This window comes from Micromonospora sp. NPDC007271 (genome assembly GCF_040634005.1).
Classification (GTDB): Bacteria; Actinomycetota; Actinomycetes; order Mycobacteriales; family Micromonosporaceae; genus Micromonospora.
Genome location: NZ_JBEYER010000038.1, coordinates 31,624 through 56,222, shown reverse-complemented (window position 1 = coordinate 56,222; position 24,599 = coordinate 31,624). Strand labels below are relative to the sequence as shown.

Annotated in this window: 25 protein-coding genes; 16 read left to right on the top strand and 9 right to left on the bottom strand. The window is 72.8% G+C overall.

Annotation, left to right across the window (positions count from 1 at the left end; all coding sequences use genetic code 11):
* Nucleotides 1–2 precede the first annotated feature (2 nt).
* From ABZ570_RS16095 to ccsB, 5 genes are read left to right on the top strand one after another with little or no spacing between them, the layout of a single operon-like run.
* Nucleotides 3–650: a histidine phosphatase family protein gene (locus tag ABZ570_RS16095; protein ID WP_358063178.1), complete on the top strand. Its 648-nt coding sequence runs from the start codon at nt 3–5 to the stop codon at nt 648–650.
* Nucleotides 650–1,225 (top strand): TlpA disulfide reductase family protein, encoded by a 576-nt coding sequence (locus tag ABZ570_RS16090; protein WP_358063175.1) that lies wholly within the window; start codon nt 650–652, stop codon nt 1,223–1,225. Before ABZ570_RS16095 ends, ABZ570_RS16090 begins: the two co-directional genes overlap by 1 nt.
* On the top strand, nt 1,225–2,073 hold the full coding sequence (locus tag ABZ570_RS16085; protein ID WP_358063172.1) for a cytochrome c biogenesis protein CcdA: 849 nt from the start codon (nt 1,225–1,227) through the stop codon (nt 2,071–2,073). The genes ABZ570_RS16090 and ABZ570_RS16085 overlap by 1 nt, the downstream gene beginning before the upstream one ends.
* On the top strand, nt 2,073–3,695 hold the full coding sequence (locus tag ABZ570_RS16080) for a cytochrome c biogenesis protein ResB (protein ID WP_358063169.1): 1,623 nt from the start codon (nt 2,073–2,075) through the stop codon (nt 3,693–3,695). The genes ABZ570_RS16085 and ABZ570_RS16080 overlap by 1 nt, the downstream gene beginning before the upstream one ends.
* Complete coding sequence (ccsB, locus tag ABZ570_RS16075) at nt 3,695–4,681, top strand: c-type cytochrome biogenesis protein CcsB (protein WP_358063166.1); 987 nt, start codon at nt 3,695–3,697, stop codon at nt 4,679–4,681. Before ABZ570_RS16080 ends, ccsB begins: the two co-directional genes overlap by 1 nt.
* A gap of 58 nt (nt 4,682–4,739) precedes the next feature.
* Here the strand turns inward: ccsB and ABZ570_RS16070 are convergent, their stop codons facing one another.
* Entirely contained in the window at nt 4,740–6,101 is a 1,362-nt protein-coding gene (locus ABZ570_RS16070) for a hypothetical protein (RefSeq protein WP_358063162.1), read from the bottom strand.
* A gap of 136 nt (nt 6,102–6,237) precedes the next feature.
* Nucleotides 6,238–6,708: a MarR family transcriptional regulator gene (locus tag ABZ570_RS16065; protein WP_358063159.1), complete on the bottom strand. Its 471-nt coding sequence runs from the start codon at nt 6,706–6,708 to the stop codon at nt 6,238–6,240.
* Between the two features lie 63 nt (nt 6,709–6,771).
* On the opposite strand from ABZ570_RS16065, the gene ABZ570_RS16060 reads away from it, so the two are divergent.
* Genes ABZ570_RS16060 through mqnP form a run of 3 tightly spaced genes read left to right on the top strand, consistent with a single transcriptional unit; the run spans nt 6,772 to nt 9,766 of the window.
* Nucleotides 6,772–7,335: a carboxymuconolactone decarboxylase family protein gene (locus ABZ570_RS16060; protein WP_358063156.1), complete on the top strand. Its 564-nt coding sequence runs from the start codon at nt 6,772–6,774 to the stop codon at nt 7,333–7,335.
* 56 nt (nt 7,336–7,391) lie between these two features.
* Nucleotides 7,392–8,852 (top strand): menaquinone biosynthesis decarboxylase, encoded by a 1,461-nt coding sequence (locus tag ABZ570_RS16055; RefSeq protein WP_358063153.1) that lies wholly within the window; start codon nt 7,392–7,394, stop codon nt 8,850–8,852.
* The gene (gene mqnP, locus ABZ570_RS16050; RefSeq protein ID WP_358063150.1) at nt 8,852–9,766 is read left to right on the top strand and encodes a menaquinone biosynthesis prenyltransferase MqnP; all 915 of its coding nucleotides are present in this window, start codon (nt 8,852–8,854) and stop codon (nt 9,764–9,766) included. The genes ABZ570_RS16055 and mqnP overlap by 1 nt, the downstream gene beginning before the upstream one ends.
* Before the next feature lie 16 nt (nt 9,767–9,782).
* Here the strand turns inward: mqnP and ABZ570_RS16045 are convergent, their stop codons facing one another.
* The gene (locus tag ABZ570_RS16045) at nt 9,783–10,784 is read right to left on the bottom strand and encodes a terpene synthase family protein (protein ID WP_358063147.1); all 1,002 of its coding nucleotides are present in this window, start codon (nt 10,782–10,784) and stop codon (nt 9,783–9,785) included.
* Between the two features lie 170 nt (nt 10,785–10,954).
* Between ABZ570_RS16045 and ABZ570_RS16040 the strand changes: the two genes are divergently transcribed.
* Complete coding sequence (locus tag ABZ570_RS16040) at nt 10,955–11,599, top strand: UbiX family flavin prenyltransferase (RefSeq protein ID WP_358063144.1); 645 nt, start codon at nt 10,955–10,957, stop codon at nt 11,597–11,599.
* Nucleotides 11,600–11,629: 30 nt separating this feature from the next.
* On the opposite strand, the gene ABZ570_RS16035 is transcribed toward ABZ570_RS16040, so the two are convergent.
* Entirely contained in the window at nt 11,630–11,896 is a 267-nt protein-coding gene (locus ABZ570_RS16035) for a BldC family transcriptional regulator (RefSeq protein WP_358063140.1), read from the bottom strand.
* Between the two features lie 219 nt (nt 11,897–12,115).
* Here ABZ570_RS16035 and ABZ570_RS16030 point away from each other — a divergent pair, with 219 nt between their 5' ends.
* From ABZ570_RS16030 to ABZ570_RS16020, 3 genes are read left to right on the top strand one after another with little or no spacing between them, the layout of a single operon-like run.
* The gene (locus ABZ570_RS16030; protein ID WP_358063137.1) at nt 12,116–12,574 is read left to right on the top strand and encodes an Lrp/AsnC family transcriptional regulator; all 459 of its coding nucleotides are present in this window, start codon (nt 12,116–12,118) and stop codon (nt 12,572–12,574) included.
* Nucleotides 12,575–12,584: 10 nt separating this feature from the next.
* A complete protein-coding gene (locus ABZ570_RS16025) occupies nt 12,585–13,415 on the top strand; it encodes an SDR family oxidoreductase (RefSeq protein ID WP_358063134.1) in 831 nt (276 codons plus the stop codon).
* A 22-nt stretch (nt 13,416–13,437) separates the two neighbouring features.
* Nucleotides 13,438–14,529, top strand: a complete 1,092-nt coding sequence (locus ABZ570_RS16020; protein ID WP_358063131.1) for a PLP-dependent cysteine synthase family protein — start codon at nt 13,438–13,440, stop codon at nt 14,527–14,529.
* Nucleotides 14,530–14,542: 13 nt separating this feature from the next.
* On the opposite strand, the gene ABZ570_RS16015 is transcribed toward ABZ570_RS16020, so the two are convergent.
* The 4 genes from ABZ570_RS16015 to ABZ570_RS16000 all read right to left on the bottom strand — a co-directional run bounded on the left by ABZ570_RS16015 (nt 14,543) and on the right by ABZ570_RS16000 (nt 20,274).
* Complete coding sequence (locus tag ABZ570_RS16015) at nt 14,543–15,163, bottom strand: putative glycolipid-binding domain-containing protein (protein WP_358063208.1); 621 nt, start codon at nt 15,161–15,163, stop codon at nt 14,543–14,545.
* 125 nt (nt 15,164–15,288) lie between these two features.
* The gene (locus ABZ570_RS16010) at nt 15,289–17,061 is read right to left on the bottom strand and encodes a DEAD/DEAH box helicase (protein WP_358063205.1); all 1,773 of its coding nucleotides are present in this window, start codon (nt 17,059–17,061) and stop codon (nt 15,289–15,291) included.
* Nucleotides 17,062–17,332: 271 nt separating this feature from the next.
* Nucleotides 17,333–18,604: a hypothetical protein gene (locus ABZ570_RS16005; protein WP_358063128.1), complete on the bottom strand. Its 1,272-nt coding sequence runs from the start codon at nt 18,602–18,604 to the stop codon at nt 17,333–17,335.
* A 110-nt stretch (nt 18,605–18,714) separates the two neighbouring features.
* Entirely contained in the window at nt 18,715–20,274 is a 1,560-nt protein-coding gene (locus ABZ570_RS16000) for an NlpC/P60 family protein (RefSeq protein ID WP_358063125.1), read from the bottom strand.
* A gap of 243 nt (nt 20,275–20,517) precedes the next feature.
* Here ABZ570_RS16000 and mqnE point away from each other — a divergent pair, with 243 nt between their 5' ends.
* From mqnE to ABZ570_RS15980, 4 genes are all read left to right on the top strand, one after another.
* A complete protein-coding gene (mqnE, locus tag ABZ570_RS15995) occupies nt 20,518–21,687 on the top strand; it encodes an aminofutalosine synthase MqnE (RefSeq protein ID WP_358063122.1) in 1,170 nt (389 codons plus the stop codon).
* 2 nt (nt 21,688–21,689) lie between these two features.
* Complete coding sequence (locus ABZ570_RS15990; protein WP_358063119.1) at nt 21,690–22,118, top strand: hypothetical protein; 429 nt, start codon at nt 21,690–21,692, stop codon at nt 22,116–22,118.
* Nucleotides 22,119–22,154: 36 nt separating this feature from the next.
* Complete coding sequence (locus ABZ570_RS15985; protein WP_358063116.1) at nt 22,155–22,433, top strand: DUF4229 domain-containing protein; 279 nt, start codon at nt 22,155–22,157, stop codon at nt 22,431–22,433.
* 121 nt (nt 22,434–22,554) lie between these two features.
* Nucleotides 22,555–23,040, top strand: a complete 486-nt coding sequence (locus ABZ570_RS15980) for a hypothetical protein (RefSeq protein WP_358063113.1) — start codon at nt 22,555–22,557, stop codon at nt 23,038–23,040.
* A 72-nt stretch (nt 23,041–23,112) separates the two neighbouring features.
* On the opposite strand, the gene ABZ570_RS15975 is transcribed toward ABZ570_RS15980, so the two are convergent.
* The gene (locus ABZ570_RS15975; protein WP_358063110.1) at nt 23,113–24,453 is read right to left on the bottom strand and encodes a peptidase C39 family protein; all 1,341 of its coding nucleotides are present in this window, start codon (nt 24,451–24,453) and stop codon (nt 23,113–23,115) included.
* Nucleotides 24,454–24,599 lie beyond the last annotated feature (146 nt).

Here is a 24,599-nt window from a genome sequence, read left to right as displayed (position 1 = left end):
GCGTGAGCGAGACGGTGGTCCACGTGCTGCGGCACGGCGAGGTGTACAACCCGGACGGCATCCTCTACGGTCGGCTGCCCGGTTTCCGCCTCTCCGAGCTGGGCGTCCAGATGGCGAAGGCCGCCGCCCAGGCGCTCGCCGACAAGACCGTGGTGCACGTGGCGGCCAGCCCGCTGGAACGCGCGCAGCAGACCGCCGAGCCGATCGCCGCGCACTTCGGCCTGTCCGTCGGGGTGGACGAGCGGCTGATCGAGAGCGCCAACTGGTTCGAGGGCAAGAAGGTCTCCCCCGGCGACGGCTCGTTCCGCGACCCGCGCAACTGGTGGGTGCTGCGCGACCCGCTCACCCCGTCCTGGGGGGAGGCGTACCAGGCCATCGCCGAGCGGATGTTCGCCGCGCTGCACGCCGCCCGCATCGCCGCCGAGGGGCGCGAGGCCGTGCTCGTCTCCCATCAGCTCCCCATCTGGACGCTGCGCCGCCATGTCGAGCGCAAGCGGCTCTGGCACGACCCGCGCCGGCGGCAGTGCGGGCTGGCCAGCCTCACCTCCTTCCACTTCGACGGTGCCAAGGTCGTCGGCATCGGCTACTCCGAGCCGGCGGCCCACCTGGTCGCGATGTCATCGACAGCCCGGACGGCCAAGGGGGCCTGATGTTCAGCCGGAGGCTCGCCGCCGCCCTGCTCGCCGCCGTCACCGCCGGTGCGGCGCTGGTCAGCTGCTCCTCCGACAGCCAGGAGAGCCGCTGCAGCAGTGACGGCCTCAAGGTCACCTGCGCCCCCGACCAGCGGTCGAAGACCCCGAAGGTGAGCGGTGAGCTGCTCACCGGCGGCAGCTACGACGTCTCCCGGGATCGCGGGCAGGTGGTCGTGGTCAACTTCTGGGGTTCCTGGTGCCCGCCCTGCCGGGCCGAGGCCGACGATCTCGAGGACACCTACCAGGCCACCAAGGCATCCGGAGTGACCTTCCTCGGCATCAACGTGCAGGACAGCAGGGACAAGGCGATCGCCTTCGAGGAGGGCCGGGTCACCTACCCGAGCCTCTTCGACCCGGCCAGCCGGCAGGCGCTCAACTTCGACATCCCGCCGAACTCCACCCCGGCGACGGTCATCCTGGACCGCGACGGCCGTATCGCGGTGGTGATCCGCCGAGCCGTCACCCAGGACGAGCTGCGACCGATCGTCGAGCGGGTCGCCGCCGAGCAGCCGGCCCCCGACGGGCAGCGCTGATGGGCGAGACCTTCCGCCAGCTCGCCGAGTCCGGCCCGCTGCTGCTGGCCGTCGGCGCGGCGGCGCTCGCCGGCCTGGTCAGCTTCCTCTCTCCCTGCGTCCTCCCCCTGATGCCCGGCTACCTCTCCTACGTGACGGGCCTGGCCGGCGCCGACCTGGAGGGCCGGGCTGCAAGCAAGGGCACCCGGTCAACGCCTCCGGTAGCGGAGGGGGCCACCGAGGGGGGCGGGGTCGCCGTGGCGGCGCCGCCGGCCCGGCCGGTGGTCGCCGTCAAGGGGCGGGTGCTGGCCGGCACGATGCTCTTCATCGCCGGTTTCACCGTCGTCTTCGTCGCCACCGCGATCCTGTTCTCGGGCATCGGCAAGCTCTTCTTCCAGTACGAACGCACGCTGGAGATCGTCATCGGCGGGGTGATCGTGCTGCTCGGGCTCGGCTACCTCGGCGTGATCCCCGGGATGCAGCGCGAGTTCCGGATCCGGCGGCTGCCCGCCGCCGGGCTGCTCGGCGCGCCGGTGCTCGGCATGGTCTTCGCGCTGAGCTGGATGCCGTGCACCGGCCCCACGCTCGGCGCGGTGCTCGGCCTGGCCACCGCGGAGGGCAAGACCGACCGGGCGGTGCTGCTGGCCGTGGCGTACTGCCTGGGGCTGGGGGCACCGTTCGTCGTCTTCGGGCTGGGCTTCCACCGGCTGCTCGGGGTGTTCCGCGCCGTCCGGCGCAACAGCCGCTGGGTCACCCGGATCGGCGGCGCGCTGCTGATCCTGATCGGCCTGGCACTGGTCACCGGCGGCTGGCAGAACATCGTGATCTGGTTGCAGACGCATGTGGGCACCGGTGAGGTGAGCATCTGATGACGACGGTCGACGACCGGCCGGCGAGCCCGCCCGCCCCGGCGCCCCGGCGGCGGGTCAACCCGGTGCTCGCCCTGCTGCGCAACTCGTGGCGCCAGCTCACCAGCATGCGTACCGCGCTGATCCTGCTCTTCCTGCTCGCGGTCGCCGCCATCCCCGGCTCGGTGCTGCCGCAGCGCGGGGTCAACCCGGAGAAGGTCAACCAGTGGTTCCGTGACCACCCCGGCCTGGCCCCGCGGCTCGATCAGCTCGGCATGTTCGAGGTCTTCGGTTCGGTCTGGTTCTCCGCGATCTACCTGCTGCTGTTCACCTCGCTGATCGGCTGCATCCTGCCCCGGGCCCGCGACCACGTCCGGGCGCTGCGGATGAGGCCGCCAGCCGCGCCGAAGCGCCTGGAGCGGTTGCCGCAGCACGCGGTGCTGGAGGCGCCGGCCGCCGCCGAGCCCGAGGCGATCGCGGCGGTGCTGCGCCGCCGCCGCTGGCGGGTCGTGGTACGCGGCAACGAGGTCTCCGCCGAGAAGGGCTACCTCAAGGAGACCGGCAACCTGCTCTTCCACGTCTCGCTGGTCGCCGTCCTGCTCGGGGTCGCGCTCGGCTCCTGGTACGGCTGGCACGGCAACCGCCTGCTGGTGGCGGGCGCGGAGAACGCCTTCTGCAACACCCGCCAGCAGTACGCCGAGGCGTCCCTCGGCCCTCGGGTGGACAGCGCCGACCTGCCGCCGTTCTGCCTCACCCTCGACCGGTTCGAGGCGGAGTACCTCCCCTCCGGGCAGCCGTCGCGCTACTGGGCCACGGTGACGGTGGACCACCCGGACGGGGCGCCGGAGCGGACCGCCGGCTTCTCGGTCAACTCGCCGTTGCGGCTCGGCTCGGCCAACGTCTACCTGCTCGGCCACGGGTACGCGCCGATCCTGAAGTACACCGACCGGTACGGGCGCAGCCAGACCAGCACCACCCCCTTCCTCACCACCGGCGACGTCAACGTCACGGAGGAGGGCGTCGCCGTCTTCCCCGACGCGAACGTGGACCCGAAGACCGGCACGCGCGCCCCGGACCAGCAGGTCGCCTTCGACGCGATCTACATGCCCACCGCCCCGGACAGCGGACCGCCCAACCGCTCGGTCTGGCCGGAGGAGCGGAAGCCCGCGGTCAACCTGATCGCCTACCGGGGCAACCTCGGGCTGGACGCCGGGATCCCCGGGTCGGTCTACCAGCTCGACCAGCGGCAGATCGACAACGGCAAGCTCAAGCAGATCGGCGACCGGACGCTGTACCTCGGCGAGAAGTGGACCCTGGACGACGGCAGCACGCTGGAGTTCCTCGGCACGAAGCCGTACGTCACCATCTCCGTCCGGTACGCCCCCGGCCAGGCCCTGATGCTCGGGGCCTGCGTGACGCTGCTCGCCGGCCTGATGGGTTCCCTCTTCGCCCGGCGGCGGCGCGTCTGGTTCCGGGTTTCGCCCCCGGAGGGTGGATCTCCGACGAGCGGTAGTAGTTTGGTGGAGGCCGGTGGGCTGCCGCGCACCGAGCATCCGGGGTTCGCCGACGAGTTCGCGCAGCTCGTCGCCGCCGTGAGCGACGACGGGCGGGACGACCGGCGGGCGCGAGAAGGAGACGAGTGATGTCCGCACTCTCCGACCAGCTGGTCACGTACGCGATTCTGGCGTACCTGGTCGCGATGATCAGCCACGCCGTCGAGTACGCGCTGGGGAATGCTCGCGCGGTGGCGTCGAAGGTCGCCGCCCCGGCCCGGGAGCTGGTCGGCGTCGGCGGCAGCGGTGGCACCGACGGGACGATCCCGGCGTCGCCCGTCACTCCGACGGAGACCCGGCCCAGCCGGTCGGCCGCGCGGGGCGCGGTGGCCGGGGAGATCGCCGCCTGGGTCACCACGCTCGCCGTCGTGCTGCACCTGGGCGCGGTGCTCACCCGGGGCCTCGCCGCCGAGCGGATGCCCTGGGGCAACATGTACGAGTACGTGTTGACGGCCACCTTCATCGGGGCCGCGGCGTGGCTGGCGGTGCTCTGGAAGCAGCCGTCCCTGCGCCGGCTCGGGCTCTTCCTGACCCTGGTCATGGTGCTGCTGCTGGCGTTCGCCGAGCTGAAGCTCTATGTCCAGGTCACGCCGCTGATGCCGGCCCTGCAGTCGTACTGGTTCATCATCCACGTGTCGACGATCATCTTCGCCTCCGGCATCCTCCTGCTGGGCGTGGTGCCGGCCGCGGCGTACCTGATGCGGGCCGGCTGGGAGCAGGGGCGGCGGAGCTTCCCATACACCCTGGCCCGGCGGCTCCCGGCGGCGGCCGGCCTGGAGCGGCTGACCTTCGCGCTGCACGCCTTCGCCTTTCCGGTCTTCACCTTCGCGGTGATCGCCGGGGCGATCTGGGCCGAGGCGGCCTGGGGCCGGGCCTGGGGCTGGGACCCGAAGGAGACCTGGGCGTTCATTTCCTGGGTGGTGTACGCCGGCTACCTGCACGCCCGGGCCACCCCGAGCGTCAAGCGGAACGTGGCCACCTGGATCGCCATCGTGGGCTTCCTGACCATGCTGATGAACCTGTTCGGGGTCAACTTCTTCTTCACCGGCCTGCACTCGTACGCCGGCCTCAGCTGAGCCGTCCGCGCCGACCGCCGGGAGCCGCGTGGCTCCCGGCGGTCGCGTCGTCTCCGGGTCAGCTCACGGTCACCGGGGCGGTGTCGTTCGCCGGGTTGTCGTCGACCCGCGGGTAGCCGTACGGGATCCGAACCTCGCCGGGTGACCCGAGCGGGCCGTCGACCCGCAGGTCGAAATCGACCAGGAAGGTCTCACCGGCTGCGAACACCGGGCTCGGCTGGGTGCAGAACCAGGTCACCGGGGTGGCGTCGCCCTCCTCCTCGCTGGTCCAGGGAGAGCAGTCGCTCGGGCGGGCCGCCACCGTCGTCCCGGCGGGCGGCGTGAAGACGAAGTGGGTGGGCCGGTCACCGGAGATGGTGCCGTCGGGCACCCCGGGCCCGTCGTTGCGCAGGCCGACCCGTACGCGGACGGTGTCGCCGAGCGTCCCGGTGGCCGCCGCGCCGAGGGCGGCCACGTCGAACGCACCGTGGACGGCTCGCAGGTAGTACTGGCCGGAGGCGTACTGGTGGTCGGGGCCGATCACGGTCACCGGCCTGGCGACCTGCCGCAGTCGCAGCGACTGGCCGGAGTCGCGCCGGCTGAACGTCACGCCCTCGGGCAGCGGCCCGGCGGTCTCGGCGGGCGCCACGGTCTGCACGATCCGCTTGTCGCCGATCGCCGCCGGGCCGACGGTGGTGGCGAACCCGCCCGGCACCTCGTAGCGGGCCCCCGGCTTCAGGTTGCCGCCGACCGTGCAGACCACGATCGTGCTGAGCAGGTCACCGGCGCCGTACCGGCAGTTGCGGTAGGCGGCGGGCTCGAGCCCGACCGGGAAGCGGAAGGTGACCCGCAGGCCCTTGACCGGCCGGTCGCCGGCGCTGAGCAGCGCCACCGGCACGGCCAGCTGGTCGCCCGTGTCGAAGCCGTCGACGTACTCGTCGACCAGGTCGATGGCGTCCGGCCCGGCGTGCACCGTCACGGTCGCCTGCTGCGCCCAGCCGTCGAGGCCGTCGGCCAGGGCGGTGTAGCCAATCGTGCCGCTGGCGCCGTCGGCGGCACCGGGCAGCGCGCGCAGGACGATCGGCACGTTGCCGTTGATGTCCCATTCGTCCTGGCTGGCGTCCGGGGGTAGCGGGCAGGTGACGGTGGTGGTGGCCTCCGTGACGCACCAGTCCGGGAACGACGCGGTGGCGACGCCGGCCAAGCCGGACAGGTCGAAGGTCGCCCGCGGGTCGATCGCGTCGGTGCTGCTGTAGAGGTTGAACAGGGTGGTGCGGCCGGGTGCTCCCGCCGTGCCGATGGTGGTGTCGCCGAGCCAGCCGCTCACCCAGCCGGGCCCGGTGTCGGCCGAGGCGGGGGCGGGCAGGGCGGCGGCCGTGCCGAGCGCGGCCAGGGCGGCCACCCCGAGCCGGAACGCTCGGGGAACGCGCAGAGTCTTCATCGAACTCCTTGAAGGACGGTGGGCCGCGTGGATCGACAGTCCCGCGCGGCGCGGCGATCCTACGAGGAGGAGCCGACGGATGATGCCCCTGCCTGTCGCGGCCGGCGGCTCAGCGCACGCTTCCGAGAAGTGCGGCTCAGGTGCCGAACCAACCGGGGACGTCGAGGCGGAAGAAGTTCGGCTGCGCGACCGTACGCAGGTCGTCCTCCAGCGCCGCGACCCGGTCGGCGCCGAGGGTCGCCGCCCAGCGGTCGCGGAGCTGGTCGAAGACGACCGCGGAGCGGCGTAGCCCGTCCAGCCCCCGGTCGGTCAGCCGGACCAGCTTGCGCCGCGCGTCCGCGGGGTCGTCGGCGCGTTCCAGGTAGCCGACCGCCACCAGCCGGTCGACGGTCTTGCCGGCCGCCTGCTTGGAGACGCCGAGGCGCTGGCCCAGCTCGCTGGCGGTGGTGCCGGCGACGCCGACCGCCTGGAGGACGAAGCCGTGCACCGGGCGCAGGTCGGGGTGCCCCTGCCGGGCGAGCTCGGCGTGCAGGTCGTCGATGAGCGTACGGAAGCCGGCGAGCAGGAGCAGGGGAAGCGCGAAGCCGGGGCGGTCAGGCGTTGCCATGTTCGACAACCACGTTTACTATCTGGTCAACCATGTTGACTATCGTACCCGGGAGGGTCCGTCATGTCCCGACGCGTCTTCACCGCACACACCCCCGACACTGCGCCCGCCGCCGCCCGCGCCGCCATGGCCGGCATCCATCGCAAGCTCGGCCACCTCCCGGCCGCCGTCGCCCTGATGGCCGAATCCCCGGAGCTGCTCAAGGGCTTCCTGGATGCCAACGCCGTCTTCGAGACCACCGACCTGGACCCGGTCGCCCGTGAGGTGGTGGTGTTCACCGTCGCCACCCGCAACGAGTGCCACCTCTGCGTGGCCATGCACACCGTCACGCTCACCCGGCACGGCGGTACGCCCGAACTGGTCGCCGCGCTCCGGACGGGCACCGAACTGCCCGACCGGCGACTCGAGGCGCTGCGCCGGTTCACCCTCGCCGTGCTCCATCACCGGGGCGCCGTGCCGGACGACGAGATGGACGCCTTCCTCGCCGCCGGTTGGCAGCCCCGGCACGCGCTGGACGTGGTGCTCGGCGTCGGCACGTACACCATCTCGACCTTCGCCAACCGGCTCACCGCCGCTCCGCTCGACCCGCCCCTGGCCGCGTACGCCTGGGAGCCGACGGCTGCCTGAGGTGTTGACAAGGGGCCCTTCCTGTCCCGGCAGGGAGGTGCGGAAGGATGGTGGGTATGGCGGCTCGTGGCTTTCCGTACCCCGATCTCAAGGATTTCCTCGCGGCGCTGGAGCGCGCGGGCGAGCTGCGGCGGGTGAGCGTGCCGGTGGACCCGACGCTGGAGATCAGCGAGGTGGTGACCCGGACCGTGCGGGCCGGGGGGCCGGCGCTGCTCTTCGAGCGGCCGACCCGGGGCGAGATGCCGGTGGCGATCAACCTGTTCGGCACCGAGAAGCGGATGGCGATGGCGCTCGGCGTCGACTCGCTGGACGAGATCGGTGAGCGGATCGGCGGGCTGATCAAGCCGGAGCTGCCGGTCGGCTGGTCCGGCATCCGCGAGGGCCTGGGCAAGGTCATGCAGCTCAAGTCGGTGCCGCCGCGCAAGGTCAAGACCGCGCCCTGCCAGCAGGTGGTCTACCGGGGCGACGACGTCGACCTGAACCGGCTGCCGGGGCTCCAGGTCTGGCCGGGTGACGGCGGCATCTTCCACAACTACGGGCTGACCCACACGAAGCACCCGGAGACCGGCAAGCGCAACCTCGGGCTCTACCGGCTCCAGCAGCACTCGCACAACACCCTCGGCATGCACTGGCAGATCCACAAGGACTCCACCGCCCACCACGCGGTCGCGGAACGACTCGGCCAGCGGCTGCCGGTCGCCATCGCGATCGGCTGCGACCCGGTCGTCTCGTACGCCGCCACCGCGCCGTTGCCCAGCGACATCGACGAGTACCTGTTCGCCGGGTTCCTGCGCGGCGAGCGGGTGGAGATGGTCGACTGCCTGACCGTGCCGTTGCAGGTCCCGGCGCACGCGCAGATCGTGCTGGAGGGCTACCTGGAGCCCGGGGAGCGGCTGCCCGAGGGGCCGTTCGGCGACCACACCGGCTTCTACACCCCGGTCGAGCCGTTCCCGGTGCTGCACGTCGAGACGATGACCATGCAGCGCGACCCGGTCTACCACTCGATCGTCACGTCCAAGCCGCCGCAGGAGGACCACGGCCTCGGCAAGGCCACCGAACGGATCTTCCAGCCGCTGCTCAAGCTGCTGATCCCGGACATCGTCGACTACGACCTGCCGGCCGCCGGGGTCTTCCACAACTGCGCGATCGTGTCGATCCGCAAGCGCTACCCGAAGCACGCGCAGAAGGTGATGAACGCGATCTGGGGCGCGCACCTGATGTCGCTGACCAAGCTGATCGTGATCGTCGACGAGGACTGCGACGTGCACGACTACAACGAGGTTGCCTTCCGCGCCTTCGGCAACGTCGACTACGCCCGGGACCTGCTGATCACGGAGGGTCCGGTGGACCACCTCGACCACGCGTCGTACCAGCAGTTCTGGGGTGGCAAGGCGGGCATCGACGCGACCCGCAAGCTGCCGACCGAGGGCTACACCCGGGGCTGGCCGGAGGAGATGACCATGTCGCCCGAGGTGGTGTCGCTGGTCGACAAGCGGTGGAAGGAGTACGGGATCTGATGGCCACCGTCGCCGAGGTCCCGGTCGCCCGCCCGGGCAAGGTCAAGTCCTTCCTCAAGCTGGTCGCGATCGAGCACTCGGTCTTCGCGCTGCCGTTCGCGTACCTGTCGGCGCTGACCGCGATGCAGGTCCACGGCGGGCGGGTCCGCTGGCTCGACCTGCTGCTGATCACGGTGGCGATGGTCGGGGCGCGGACGTTCGCCATGGCCGCCAACCGGATCCTCGACCGGCGGATCGACGCGCGGAATCCGCGTACCGCCAACCGGGAGTTGGTCACCGGGGCGGTGAGCGTGCGGACGGCCTGGACCGGCGCCGCCGTCGCGCTGGTCGTCTTCCTCGCCGCCGCCGCCCTGCTCAACCCGCTCTGCCTGGTGCTCGCGCCGTTCGCCGTGGTCCCGCTGGTCGTCTACCCGTACGGCAAGCGGTTCACCAACTGGCCGCACGCCATCCTGGGAATCGCCCAGGCGGTCGGGCCGGTCGGCGCCTGGCTGGCGGTCACCGGCACCCTCGCCGGCTCCGGGCCGGCCTGGCTGCTCGGCATCGCGGTCGGCCTCTGGATCGGCGGCTTCGACCTGATCTACGCCTGTCAGGACGCCGACGTCGACCGGAAGATCGGAGTGCACAGCGTCCCCGCCCGGTACGGGCTGCGCTTCGCGCTGCACGCCTCCACCGTCGCGCACGTGGTGACCTTCGCGCTGTTCCTCTGGTTCGGCGCGCTGGTCGGCTTCGGCTGGCTCTGGTGGATCGGGCTGGCGCTCACCGCGTTCGCCTTCGGCTACCAGCACCTGGTGGTCAGTCCGACCGATCTCAGCAAGGTCAACCGGGCGTTCTTCACCGCCAACGGGTTCGTCGGCATCGCGCTGTTCGTCTTCGCCCTGCTCGACCTGGTGATCCGCCTCAACCTGCGCCCCTGAGCCCGCTGGGGCCGTGTTAAGAAGGGGCCCCTGCGCTACCGGAGGCGTTAACAAGGTGCCCTTCCTTACCCGCGTAGCGGGCGCTTTCCAGGGTCCAGTCGATGGTGCCGCGGACGGCATTCGAGACGCCGTCGACGTGGACGGCGACCGACTCGTCCAGCGCCGGGCCGAAGGACGGCACGGCGGCGCGCAGCGCCGTGAAGCGGGCCATCTCGCTCCGCCAACGGTCGGCGACCAGGTCCGTCGCCACGGCGATCGGCACACTCCGCTCGGCGGCCACCGCCAGCACCAGGTTGTGGCCCCCGGCGGTGGCCCGGTCCCGGTCCAGCGAGGCGATGTCGTTGAACCAGGAGAGCAGGTCGTTGGCGAGGTCGGCGAGCCGGCGCAGCGCCGGATGGTGGTAGACCGCGTCGGGCAGCGGCCGGCCGGCCGCGAACTCGATCAGCGGGTACGACACGTACGCCGCCGAGGTGGCCCGGCGCAGCTCGACGTACTCGTCGACCCCGGGTGGCCGACCGCTGGTCTTGGCGACCGCCTCCCGCCAGGCGCCGTCGAGGTGATGGGCGACGGCGTCGGCGAAGCGGAGCCGCCAGCGGGCGGGCATCCGGCGTCGGGGCTCCCGCCACGCCTGCACCAGCAGCCGGCGCAGCGGACCGGAGAAGCCGGGATGGCGGGCGCGGGGGCCCTCCCGGAGCAGGACGAGCGCACCGTCGCGCAGCGCGCGGATCCGCGCCGGGTCCGGGCGGCCCGGGCCGTCGCAGGCGTCGTCGACCAGGAAGAACCAGGTGAACAGCGCGGCCAGCACGCGCAGGTCCGGGTCGGTGGCCGCCGGGTAGAGCCGGCCGGCGTAGCGGGCGAAGCCGGCCCGGGCCAGCCGCTCCCGGGCGGCGGCGTCGAGCGGCAGGCCGAGCTGGTCGAGCTGGTCGACCAGCCACTCCTGCACGGGCTGGGCGTACGGGGACAGTCGGGGTGCGATGGGGCAGTCGGACCGGAGTGAGCGGAGCACCGCCTCCGTCATCGCCGATCCCTTCCATTGACACCGGTCGCCGACGGAAGCATGGCAGGTCGCGGGGACGCCCGCGGACCGGATGGACAAGGAGCCTGTCGCGGGACAAGTAGGGCGGTCCGGGCGGGGCCGGGCCGGGGGTGGCCGCCCGCCCGTCGGGCCGACCAGGCACGCTTGACGGCATGCGCGAACCATGGGTGGTGGGCGTCTCCGGGGCCTCCGGCACGCCGTACCCGGCCGCCGTCGTACGGGGCCTGCTCGACGCCGGTGAGGCGGTGGACCTGATCGTCTCCCGGGCCGCCCGGTTGACCATCCTCGACGAGACCGGCCGGCCCTTCCGGGACGCGCACTGGGCCGACGACCTGGCCGCCTGGCTGGGCCGCGACCTCGCCGACGCGGACGTGCGGTTCTGGCCCGCCGGCGATCTGGCCGCGGGGCCCAGCAGCGGCTCCTACCGGGTACGCGGGATGGCGGTCGTCCCGGCCAGCACCGCGGCCTGCGCCGGCATCGCGATCGGGCTTTCGAAGGACCTGTTGCAGCGCGCCGCCGAGGTGAACCTCAAGGAGCGGCGGCCGGTGGTGGTGGTGCCGCGGGAGACTCCGGTGACCCGCAGCCACCTCGAGCACCTCATCGCGTTGCACGACGCCGGTGCCGTCGTGCTGCCGGCCAGCCCCGGCTTCTACGGCGCCGGCGCGGCGGCCTCCGCCCAGCAGCTGGTCGACTTCGTGGCCGGCAAGGTGCTGGACGCGCTCGGCGTGCCGCACACGCTCTTCCGGCGCTGGTCGGGTGAGCTGGCGGCGGCCCGACGGGACGCGGACCGCACCTGACGGCGGGTCCGCGTGCCGATCCGCACCGGATCAGTACATGCTGGCGTTCGCCGGCCCGGGGCCGGTCGACGCGGTCGTGCCCGTATTGGACGGCCTGCCCATGTCCTCCGCCTCGTCCAGCATGCCCTCCCCTTCCAGCAGGGCTCGCACCTCGGATTCCCGAAACCGGCGATGCCCGCCTGGAGTCCGGATGCTGCCTATCCGGCCGGCCGCTGCCCATCGCGTCACGGTCTTCGGGTCAACCCGAAACAGTGCGGCGACCTCACCCGGTGTCAGCAGGCGATCTCCAGTGTCCACAGCCCCCTCCTCGCGTCGACGAAGCCCCCGGCTGAACACACTGCCCCCGGCCGGTGCGAGCCCAGAGCCGTCATGAGGGACGTATGGCAATTACAGCACCAGCGACCTGACGTGTCCGCCAAACGCGAAAAACGCACACAGTGAGAAGTTAGTAAATGCTACCGGCCAGGAACTCCCCTGACCGCGACATTTGTACGCGAACGGATAGGGTCACACTCCGTGGATGCGATCGATCTCAGCCTCGTGGAGTTGCTGCGCGGCAACGCCCGCCTGTCGTACGCCGAACTGGCCCGCCAGGTCGGCCTCTCCGCCCCAGCGGTGCACGAACGGGTCGGCAAGCTGGAGGCGAGCGGGGTGATCCGGGCGTACCGGGCCGAGGTGGAGCCGGAGGCGATCGGGCTGAGGGTCACCGCGCTGATCGGCATCGTGGAGGACTCCACCGCCGACACCGACGGCGTGCTGGAGGCGTTCCGGCAGATACCCGAGATCGAGTCCTGTTATTTCATGGCCGGGGTCGAGTCCTTCCTGCTCAAGGCCCGGGTAGGCACCATCGCCGAGCTGGAGCAGTTGATCGTCCGGCTGAACCGGACGCCGGGGGTGGCATCCACCCGTACCGGCATCGCCCTGTCGACAAAGTGGGAGAACCGCCCCCAGCCGATCGAGCCGCCCGCCTCCTGAACCGCCACTGATGACCACCTCAGTGCGGGGAGCAGCCGTGGTGACCGGCGCCGCCGGCGGGCTCGGTCGCGCGATCGCCGCCGCACTGCACGCCGACGGGTGGCCGGTCCTGCTCACCGATCTGGACGCCGACGCGGTGGCCGTCGCTGCGGCACCGCTCGGCGGCTGGTCCCGCCGGCTCGACGTCCGGGACGAGGCCGCCTGCGCCGAGATCGCCACGACGGCCGGCGCGGCGACCGGCGGGCTCGGGCTCTGGGTGAACAACGCCGGGCTGCTGGCCACCGGCCCGGCCTGGACACACGACGCGGCGACCCGGCGGCGACTGGTCGAGGTGAACGCGCTCGGCGCGATGACCGGAACGTTGGCCGCCCTGGCGGTCATGCGCCGGCAGGGACACGGGCACGTGCTCAACGTCGTCTCGCTCGCCGGGCTGGTCGCCGCCCCCGGCGAGACCGTCTACGCGGCCAGCAAGCACGCCCTGCTCGCGTTCAGCCTCGGCACCCTGGCCGACCTGCGGATGGCCGGCATCCGGGGCGTACACGTCTCGTGCCTCTGTCCGGGCGGGATCTGGACGCCGATGCTGTACGACAAGCTCGACGACCCCGGGGCGCTGGCCTCCTTCACCGGGTCGATGCTCACGCCGGAGCGGGTGGCCGCGCGGGCGGTGCGCCTGGCCCGGCGCCCCCGCCCGGTGGTCAGCCTGCCGCGCTGGCGCGGTGCCCAGGTCCGCCTCCTCGACACCTTTCCCCGGCTCGCCCTGGCCGTCGCCCCCGTGATCCGCGCCACCGGCCGGGCCGGCCAGCGACGGCAGGCTCGCCGGGCCCGGCAGGACCCGAGCTGACCTCGCTTGTAACGTTGCCGGCGTGACTCATCTCGACCGGTGTGACGAGACCAGCCGGACCTGGGTGACCGCGGCGATCGCCGCGGTCGAGGCGGACGCCAACCGTTCCGCCGACACCCACCTGCTGCCCTTCCCACTGCCCAGGGAATGGGGGATCGATCTCTACCTCAAGGACGAGTCGGTTCACCCCACCGGATCGCTCAAGCACCGGCTGGCCCGCTCGCTCTTCCTGTACGGCCTCTGCAACGGCTGGATCGGCCCGGACACCACGATCATCGAGGCGTCGTCCGGCTCGACCGCGGTCTCCGAGGCGTACTTCGCCCGGATGCTGGGGCTGCCGTTCATCGCGGTGATGCCCGCCGCCACCTCGCCCGAGAAGATCGCCCAGATCGAGTTCCAGGGCGGGCGCTGTCACCTGGTCGAGGACCCGGCCAAGGTGGTGATCGAGGCCCGCTGGCTCGCCGAGGACACCGGTGGGCACTTCATGGACCAGTTCACGTACGCCGAGCGGGCCACCGACTGGCGGGGCAACAACAACATCGCCGAGTCGATCTACGCGCAGCTCGCGCTCGAGCGGCACCCCGTCCCGGCGTGGGTCGTGGTGGGCGCCGGGACCGGCGGCACCAGCGCCACCATCGGCCGGTACGCCCGCTACCGCCGGCTGCCCACCAAGCTCTGCGTGGTCGACCCGGAGAACTCCGCGTTCTACCCCGCGTGGCAGGCCGGCAACTGGTCGGTGCGAACGGACCGGGGCTCCCGGATCGAGGGGATCGGCCGGCCCTGCGTGGAGGCGTCCTTCCTGCCGTCGGTGGTGGACCGGATGGTCCAGGTGCCGGACGCCGCGTCGCTGGCCGCCATGCGGGCCGGGTCGGCGGTGCTCGGCCGCCGGGTCGGTGGCTCCACCGGCACCAACCTGTGGGGCGCGTTCGGGCTGATCGCGGAGCTGCTCGCCGCCGGGCGGACCGGGTCGGTGGTCACCCTGATCTGCGACGCCGGCGACCGCTACGCGGACACGTACTACGCCGACGAGTGGGTGGCCACCCAGGGCCTCGACCTCGCCCCGCACCTCGCCACGATCGACCGCTTCCTCGCCACCGGCGCCTGGCCCGCCTGACCTCAGCCGGGCGTCAGCGCGGGTCGATGCGCTCGGCCAGGCCGGGGTAGCGCACCACGAAACCGTTCGGGTCCAGGTCCACGTCCGCGGTGAACGTGCCGCTGGCGAAGCGGATCCGGCCCGGCCCGAGCGAGGTGTAGACCTGGTCTACGGGGAGCACGGCCAGGCCGGGCAGCAGTACCCAGGCCACGGTGACCTGCCGGGCGTGGTCCGCCGGGAGCCGGCCGAGCCCGATCCGGCGTACCGGGAGGGTGTTGAACAGCGGCGAGCCGCTCAGGTCGACGTCGAGCGCGGCGGCCAGCCGGCCCGGTTCGTCGGTGCCCGGCAGGCCGGCCGGCGGGTGTCCGGCCGCCCGCAACGCCGCGTCCAGGTCACCCTCCTCGCCGGTACGCACCCGCCATCCGTCCTCGGCGCGTTCCAGGCGTACGCTCCGCGTCCAGCCGGCCCCCTCGACCTCGGCCTCCAGCAGGTTGGTGCACCAGTCCGCCCCGACCGTCAGCTGGTATCGGCAGGTGTACGGGAGGGGGTCCACGGCCAGCGCCACGCCCCGCGCGACGAGACCCTGGCGGTCGTCGAAGACGACGTGCTCGGATCCGGCGGTGTCGGTCCTGGACCAGAAGAGCGACTTCGGCATGGTCGGCATGAGGCGGACGTTACGCGAACCGACGGGCACCGGCACGGGATGCGCGAACGCCGCCGCCGAGTGGCTCGGCGGCGGCGTCCGTAATGTCTCCGCCGTTACGGCGACGGCGGCACCGGTCAGTGGGTGCGCGCCGGAGGCCGCCCGCCGAAGCCACGCCGGTCGCCACCACGCTCGGCGAACCCGCGCCGGTCGCTGCCACGCTCGGGGAACCCGCGCCGGTCGCCAGCGCGCTCGGGGAACCCGCGCCGGTCGCCGCCACGCTCGGGGAACCCGCGCCGTTCGCCGCCGCGCTCAGCGGAGCCGCGCTGGTCGCCCTGGCCGGAGCGGTCACCGAACCCGCTTCGGTCGCCGTGGCCGGAGCGGTCACCGAACCCGCGTCGGTCGCCCCGGTCGTCCCAGCCGCCGTAGCGCCGGCCACCCTGCGGGCGGTCCTCGTACCGGCGCTCGCCCGGGTCGCCGAAGCTCCGGCCAGCGCTCGGCCGGTCCTCGTACCGGCGTTCGCCGTACCGGTCCCCGGTCCACTCGCGGCGCTCCCCGAAGGGCCGGCCGGAGCGCCGGTCGTCGCGCCCGTCCCGATCGGCGAAGACGCGGTCACCGCGGTCGCCGAACCGGCGCTCGCCGCGCCCGCCCCGGTCGAACGACCCGTGCTCGCGACCGCCGGAGCGGCGCGGCCCGGACGAGCGGTCGCCGGTCCGGCGCGGCTCGGGCTCGTCGCGCACCGGTACGCCGCTGGGCTCGCGGGCACCGGTCAGCTCGGCCAGCGTCGGGTCGCCCACGCGGACCCGGGTCTGGGCCGGCTCGACGCCCGCCTTCTCCAGCATCGCGAGGGTCGTCCGGCGCTGCTTGGGCAGCACCAGGGTCGCCACCGCGCCCGACTCCCCGGCCCGCGCGGTGCGCCCGGCCCGGTGCAGGTAGTCCTTCGGGTCCTTCGGCGGGTCCACGTGCAGCACCAGGGACACCCCGTCGACGTGGATGCCCCGGGCCGCCACGTCGGTGGCGACCAGCACGTTCATCCGCCCCTCGCGGAACTCGGCCAGGGTCCGGGTCCGCATCCGCTGGGTCTTGCCGCCGTGCAGGCCGCCGGCGCGTACGCCCACCGCGGCGAGCTGCTCGACCAGCCGGTCGACGCCGAGCTGCGTACGCGCGAAGAGCATGGTGCGGCCGTCGCGGGCCGCGATGGACGCCGCGACGGCGAACTTGTCGTGCGGCGGGATCAGCAGCAGGTGGTGGTCCATGGTGGACACCGCGGCAGTCGCCGGCGCGGTGGAGTGGGTGACCGGGTCGGTCATGAACCGGGTGACCAGGGAGTCCACGTCGTTGTCCAGGGTGGCTGAGAAGAGCAGCCGCTGGGCGTCCGTCGGTGTCTTGGCCAGCAGGTCGGTGACCTCGGGCAGGAAGCCCATGTCGGCCATCTGGTCGGCCTCGTCCAGCACGGTGACCTCGACGTCGTCCAGCTTGCACACGCCGCGCTCGATGAGGTCGCCGAGCCGCCCCGGGGTGGCCACGACGATCTCCACACCCCGGCGCAGCGCGTCGATCTGCCGGTCGTACGGGACGCCGCCGACGGCGGTCTTCAGGAAGATGCCGACGGCCTTGCCGAGCGGCATCAGCGCGTCGTTGACCTGCATGGCCAGCTCACGGGTGGGCACCAGGACCAGGGCACGCGGGTGCAGCGGGCGGGCCCGGTTGCGGTCGGCGAGCCGGGCGATCACCGGCAGGCCGAAGGCGAGCGTCTTGCCCGAACCGGTCTGGCCCCGGCCCAGGACGTCGCGGCCGGCGAGAGCGTCCGGCATGGTGGCCCGCTGGATCTCGAACGGGGTGGTGATGCCCTGTCGGGCGAGCGCGTCGACCAGCCGCCGGGGCAGGCCCAGCGCGGCGAAGTCGGGGATCTCGGTGGCCGGAAGCTCCGGCGTCGGGGTCTGGTCGGCGGACGGGGACGTGCCGGGGGCAGCGGAGATGGTCAAGAAATGCCTTTCAAGCGGGGCGCATCTTCGCGATGGCCCGCCGCGGCGCTGAACGCCGCCGAATCGCCCGCAAGATCGCCCATGGGCGCGCGATCGGCGCGCCGGGTCAGTGATGATCTGCACAAGTGTACGGCGGTCCGGGGCGGTCGCCACCGCGCCGCGATGCGGTAGTGGGCGGGCTCACCCCGTCAATCGCTCAGCTGCTGCCGGTCAGCCCGCTCAGCACGTTGTCGGCCAGGAACACCACGAGCAGACTGATCGCGATCAGCAGGCCCAGCGCGACGGCCAGCACGATCACCACCCGGGTGTTGCTGGACCGGGTCGCCGGGGCGTCCTCGGCCCAGCCCTGGGCCAGGATGTGCCCGGTCAGGGAGCCGGAGTTCTCCACGTGGTTGCCCTGGGGGAACGAGACCGTGGTGAAGCCGGGCCCGTCGCTGCCCCCGTACGCCGTGCCGGCCAGGTCGGGACCGCCCTGGTCGGCCGGCCCCGCGGGCGGCCCGCCGGCCGGCTGCGCCGGCCCGCCGTCCCGCCCGGTCGGACCGGTCCGGTGGTCGTTCGAGCTGCTCGACGCCGGCCAGTTGGTCAGCGCGGGTGCCGGCACCACCGGTGCGGAGACCGCCGCGCTGGCTCTGGCCGACGGTGCGGAGACGGGCGCGCTGGCTCTGGCCATCGGGCCGGCCGTGAGCGGGCCGCCGGCCGTGCTGCCCGTGGCGGGCGGAGGTGGGAACGGCGGTGCCGGCATGGGGCCGGGCGGCGGCGGAGGCGGGGGCACCGGCGGGGCGGGCGGCGGCACCGGCGGCCCGGGCGCCGGTGGGACCGGCCCCGGTGGCGTCGGCCCCGGCGGCGGTGGCGTGGGCAACGGCGGCATCGGCCGGAACGGTGGTTCCGGCTCCGGTACGGGCGGTGCCGGCGACGGCGGGGTGGGACCCGGTACGGGCGTCGGCGCCGGCTCGGGTTCCGGTGCGGGTGGCGCCGGCGGCTGTGCGGGATCCGGCGGCTGGGCCGGCTCGGGTGGCTCCGGGTTCACCGGACCCGCCCGGTAGATGTTGGCGCCGCCGGCCCTCGCCACGGCCGCGGCGGCGATCTCGTCCGAAGACACCCGGCTCAGGCCCGGTACGGCAGCGCTGGCGCGGGCCTGAGCCGCTGCGGCCCGCGGGGCCGGTACGGGCTTGGCCGGAGCGCTCGCCCGGTAGGTGGTGGCCGCGGCCGGTGTGTCCGGCAGGTCGTCGGCCGGCGGCGGTACGGCGGCGCCGGCCACGCCGGCCCGGGCCCGGGCGACGACGGCCCGGCCGGCTTCGTCCGGGCGCTCGGTCGCGATCGGGTCGGCTTCGTCCAGGTGCTCGGTCACGGTCGCGGGGTGGCTGGCCTCGTCCGGCCGCTCGCCGGCACTCGGCCCGGTCGGACGCGCGGTGGACTCGGGCGCGGATCCGGGCTGGACCGTCTCCGCCGGAACCTGTTGCTCGCCCATGCTCGTCCCTCCGCGCCCGCTCGCCCCCGGACCGTGGCGTCGGCCAGGGGTGCCTGGGTCTCACCGTGCCATATTCCGGCCCGGCCGCACAGCCGGAGTGGACGGTTGGCTCAACCGTCGGTGCTCGGGCTGGACGAGGTCGTGCTCACCGCGCTGTTCGACGGGTCGGCGCCGCTGGTCGTCGCGCTCGGCTCGCCGGTCGTCTCGTCGCTCGGTTTGGCGCTCGGCGACTCGGACGGGCTGGCCGTCGGCGACCCCGTGGGTGAGGCGCTCGGCGACCCCGTGGGCGAGGTGCTCGGCGAGGTCGAGGGGCTGTGGCTCGGGCTCGACGTGGTGGGCTGGGGCGTGGCCGTACGGGTCGGCTTCGGGGTGGCCGTCGGGCTCGACGTCGGGCTCGACGTCGGGCTCGGCGTAGGCGTCGGGGTGGTCGCGGGCGGCGTCGGGGTGGGGGTGGCCGGGGCGGGAACCGCGCCGACCACCCGGGTGGCCGCGTAGAGCCGGCTCCAGCGGACCACCGAGATCTTGACCACGTCGCCCGTCCGCGGCGCCTCGACCATCTTGCCGTTGCCGATGTACATGGCGACGTGGTGGATGCTCGTCCAGCTGCTGCCCGAGGCGAAGAAGAGCAGGTCACCCGGGAGCAGTGCGTTCGGGTCGACCGTGCGGGAACGGGTGGCGTAGTACTGGTCGCGGGAGACCCGGGGCAGGCCGCGGTAGCCGGCCGACTGGTACGAGGCGAGGACCAGGCCGGAGCAGTCGAACCGGTCCGGCCCTTCCGCCGCCCAGAGGTACGGGTCACCGAGCTGGGCGAGGGCGTACCGCACGGCGGCCAGCGCCGTCGGGTGGGCGACCAGCCCGCTGACGCTCTGGCTCTCGACGTACGAGCTGCCGAACTGCTGCTCGGCGGCCTCCTGCCGCTTCTCGATCTCCAGCAGCTGCGCGGCGTTGTCCTTGCGCAGCTTGACCAGTGCGTCTTCCTGCTTGCGCAGCTCTGTCTGGATGTCGGTGTAGTCGGTGGCCTTGTTGCTGGCGCGTCGGTTGACCGCGTCGTACGCCTCGCGGGCGATCCGCTCGGCGGCGGTGGCCCGGGCGACCTCGCCGGCCACCGCGGTGGTGGCCCCCTCGGCCTTGTCGCCACGGGTCAACCGCTGGAGGGCACTGAGGTCGCGCAGATCGGCGCCGAACTGTCCGGGCGGGAGGGCGGCGGCGGCCTTGACCGCGTCGGCGGCGGCGGTCCGCGCGTTCTCCTGGGCGCGGGCGAGCGCCGCCACGGCCTCCTTGAGCGTGGCGTCGGCGGCCTCCAGCTCGGCCTGTATCGCTTCCCGCTCCTGCTTGACCTCGAGCAGCCGGTCGCCGAGCTCGGCGACCTGGGCGTCGAGCTGGTTGATCTGCGCGATGAGCGGCCCGTCGGAGGGGTTGGTGACGCCCGGCGTGACAGCGGGTGCGCCCGGGGTCCGACCGGGCACGCCGGGCAGCGGCAGGGTGCCGCTGTAGGTCGGTCGGGAGCCGGTGCTCGGGATCGTGTCGGGCAGCGGGTCGGCCCAGACCGGAGTGGCGATCGCGGCGGCCGCCACCACGCCGAGCAGGGCGGACCAGAGCTTCGGGCGCAGCACCGGGGAGACCACCGCGCGTACGCCTCGCTGCCGTCGGCCCTGCCTGCTGTCGGCCATTCCGCTCCCCGTCCGGTCTGGTGCGTGCCGCGCCGGGTGGGCGCGCTGGACCGGGACGGCACCGGTGTGTTGTTCCGCCCCCATCCTGTCTTACCTCACCAGCGCACCTATGTCGATGCGCGGAGGGTGACGGCCGAACGGGCGGCCGGTGAATTCCGTCGCTGCGGTCGACCGGGTCGCCGGTTCGTCTGTCGCGCGACGTACGCTCGACCGGGACAGCAGGTGGAAGGGACGGGGCTTTCGATGGACGCCGGACTCAAGCGTGAGCTCGAGGCGAAGGTCTACGCGGGGGAGCGGCTCACCCGCGAGGACGGCATCGCCCTCTACGAGTGCGACGACCTCACCTGGCTCGGGCGGCTGGCCCACCACAAGCGGACCGAGATGAACGGCGACCGGGTGATGTTCAACGTCAACCGGCACCTCAACCTGACCAACGTCTGCTCCGCGTCGTGCGCGTACTGCTCGTTCCAGCGCAAGCCAGGCGAGAAGGACGCCTACACGATGCGTATCGACGAGGCGGTCCGCAAGGCCAAGGAGATGGAGGACGAGCAGCTCACCGAGCTGCACATCGTCAACGGCCTGCACCCGACGCTGCCCTGGCGCTACTACCCCAAGGTGCTGCGCGAGCTGAAGGCGGCGCTGCCGAACGTCAACCTCAAGGCGTTCACCGCCACCGAGGTGCAGTGGTTCGAGAAGATCAGCGGCCTGAGCGCCGACGAGATCCTCGACGAGCTGATGGACGCCGGCCTGGAGTCGCTGACCGGCGGCGGTGCGGAGATCTTCGACTGGGAGGTCCGGCAGCACATCGTCGACCACGCCTGCCACTGGGAGGACTGGTCGCGGATCCACCGGCTGGCCCACTCGAAGGGCATGAAGACGCCGTCGACCATGCTCTACGGCCACATCGAGGAGCCCCGGCACCGGGTCGACCACGTGCTGCGGCTGCGCGAGCTGCAGGACGAGACGGGCGGCTTCCAGGTCTTCATCCCGCTGCGCTACCAGCACGACTTCGTCGACTCGGCGGACGGCAAGATCCGTAACCGGATCCAGGACCGGACCACGATGGCCTCGCCGGCCGAGTCGCTGAAGACCTTCGCCGTCTCCCGGCTGCTCTTCGACAACGTCCCGCACGTCAAGTGCTTCTGGGTGATGCACGGTCTCTCGGTGGCCCAGCTGTCGTTGAACTTCGGTGTGGACGACCTGGACGGCTCCGTCGTGGAATACAAGATCACCCACGACGCGGACGCGTACGGCACGCCGAACACCATGCACCGCGACGACCTGCTGCACCTCATCTGGGACGCCGGCTTCCGCCCGGTCGAGCGGAACACCCGCTACGAGACCGTCCGCGAGTACGACGCGGCCCCGTCGCTGGCCGAGCGCCGGGCCGAGCCGCAGCAGGTCTGGGCCTGACGATGACCACGGAGGAGCAGCAGCGCACCTTCCCCCGGCGGGACGCCGAGGGGCGGGTTCTCAGCCTGGGTGACCTGCTCGGGGTGAGCCTCGCCGGCCTGGTGATCGGGGTGCTGGCGCTGGTGCTCTTCGAGTGGGCGTTCGCCACGATGGGTGCGGGCGGGTTCGGGCGTACCAACGGCTGGCTGGCGGTGATCCTGCCGGTGTGGCTCTTCTGGGACGACTTCCGGGCCTGGGAGTTCGGTGCCGGCCGGGTGCTGGCGGCACTGGCCGGGGTCGCGGCCGGGGTCCTCGCGGGGCTGTTGGCGGCCGGCCTGGCCGCCGGGCTGCCGCCGCTGCTCTCCGGCGCGCTGGCCGCGACGGTGTTCACCGTGGTCTACGCGGTGGTCTGGTTTCCTGGCGTGCACTGGCTGGCCCGACGTACGGGCTGAGGCCGCGCCAGCGGTGAGGAAGAACGGAGTGCGAACGTGAGCGCGGCGGTCAAGTACACGCTGGGCCGGATCGGGCTGTTCGTCGGTGTGCTGGCGGCCCTCTGGTTCGTCGAGATGAGCATGTTCCTGCGGCTGATGCTGGCGCTGATCTCCTCCGCCGCGCTCTCGTTCGTCCTGCTGCGCGGCTGGCGGGACGAGATGGCCGGGGAGATGGCCGAGGCGTCGGCCCGGCGCCGCGCCGAGAAGGAGCGGCTGCGCTCGGCGCTCGCCGGGGACGACGAGGCGGAGCGCGCCGCCTCACGCCCCGAGGAGTAGGCCGGGGGCCTCCCCGGACGCTGCCGACCGGGCCCCGGGCCACCGGGCCGGGGAAAAACGGGCACCGGGCCGAGGAAGACGGGGCAGCGGGATCGCCGCGGTACGGCTAGGGTCTGCCGCCGTGAGTTTCCTGAACACGATCAACGGCTGGCGGACGAAGGTGTTCGTCTGGATCGGTCTGCCGGTCATCGCCGCCATCGGACTGATGCTGGGCGTCACCGACCTCGCCCCCGCCTGGCAGGCGAAGAACGGCGGCGGGACACCGGGCACCTTCACCGCGGTGCACGAGGACTGCGGCCGGCGCAACTGCGAGTGGCGCGGCACCTTCGAGGCCACCGAGGGTGGCACCCCGCGTACCGACGTGATCCTCTACGACGCGCCCGACGGGCTGGCCCCGGGTGCCACCGCCCCGGCCCGGGACACGGGCGCCCGCGCGGGCGTCTTCTCCACCACCGGCGGGTCGACGTACCTGCTGGTCACCGGGCTCACCCTGGCCGGCGTGGCGGCCCTGGTGGCCTGGGTGGTGATCATCGTGCGGGCGATCCGTCGCCGCCGCGAGGCGGCTCAGCCGACGCCTCCGCCCGCCTCGTTCGCCCCGTCGGCGTAACGCCACGGCAGCCGACCACCAGTGTCGACGGGCCCGGCACCGCCCCGACGGGACAGTGCCGGGCCCGTCCCGTCACCAGTTGGTCGAGCCCGGTACGACCGGCCAGGGCCGGTCCGCCGGCTTGATCAGGTACGCGATGCCGCCCGAGCCGCCGGCCACGGTGCCGTTCGCCCGGTACCGCTTGGTCCGCAGCCAGATCTGCTCGAACTGCTCCCGCTTGTAGACGTTGCGCACCGCGGCGTTCGAGGAGGAGGCGGGGTCGTTGACGATCACGTCACCGTCGGCGGTGAACCCGACGATCACGAAGAGGTGCCCGGAGGTGCCGTAGTTCGACCCGTCCAGCTCGGTGTCGAGGAAGGACTGCGAGGTGACGACCGGGATGCCGGCCTTGATGAACCGTTCCACCTCGTCCAGCGAGTGCAGCCGGGTGACCTTGGCGTCGATGTTCGGGAAGCTGGCCGCGTACGCGGTGTTGAACGGCCAGTTGCCCGCGCCCTCGTACTCGTTGTCCCAGGTCATCCGGGCGGCGTGGGCGACCTGCGGGTCGGTGTAGCCGGGCCGGATCCAGGACATGGCCTCGGTCGAGGGCAGCTTGCCGTAGTACTCCAGCACCATGGTGGTCGAGGTCGGGCTGCACCAGACCTGTCCACCACCGCCCCACTCGGGGTAGTTGCCCCGGTGGATCATCTGAGAGCGGGCCGGTACGGGCAGCTCGGTGCCCCAGGCGATCCCGCCCTTGCTCGGCGTGACGGTGAACCGGTCCGGCACGTTCGAGCTCATCGCGCCGAGCATCCAGACCCGCGGCGAGGCGGCCTGCCCCGGCGCCCGGTAGAGGGTCAGCCGGAGCTGGTACGACCGCAGCAGCACCCCCTTCTTGGCGTCGTCGATGGAGAAGGTGTCGGTCCAGATGGTCGACCACGGGTCGCCCTGGCCGTCCAGGGTGGCCCGCTTGATGTCCCGGTCCCCGGAGGCCCAGCGGCCCATCACGTACCAGGGGGTCTGCTGGCCGGTGTTGTACGTGCCGTGCAGCTCGACCTGGATCCAGGTGCCGGCCGGGGTCTCCGCGTTCCACGAGGCGACCAGCTCGGTGGCGTCGAAGCCGACCGTCCGCTCCGGCGAGGTCCAGGTGGCGTACTCCCAGGTGCGGGTGGTGCCGGCGTGCTTGTCGGTGAACTCGGTGGTGCCGGCCGGCTGGTCGATGGTGATTCCGGTGCGGTGCCCCGGGATGGCGTACGTCCCCTGGTGGGTGCCGGTACGCCAGTCGGGGTACTTCGACCACTCCTGGAAGGTGATCTGCTCGTCGTGCGGGCCGGTCGGAAGGTTGTTGTCCGCGAGTGCGGGCGCGGTGGTGCCGAGGAGGGCGAGCGCGGTCACGCCGGCGAGGGCGACCGCGCGCAGGGGTTTCGTGATCATGGCAGCTCCCACAGGAGAACGGCATCGTTGCCGTTCACTGTCGCCCGTGGCGGGAACTTTCGCCAGAGGTATGTCGGGGGAAAATCTTTGCCGGCGGGAGGATCCGGTCGGGATGGCAGCAGTCAGTGATGGATGTTGATATGACC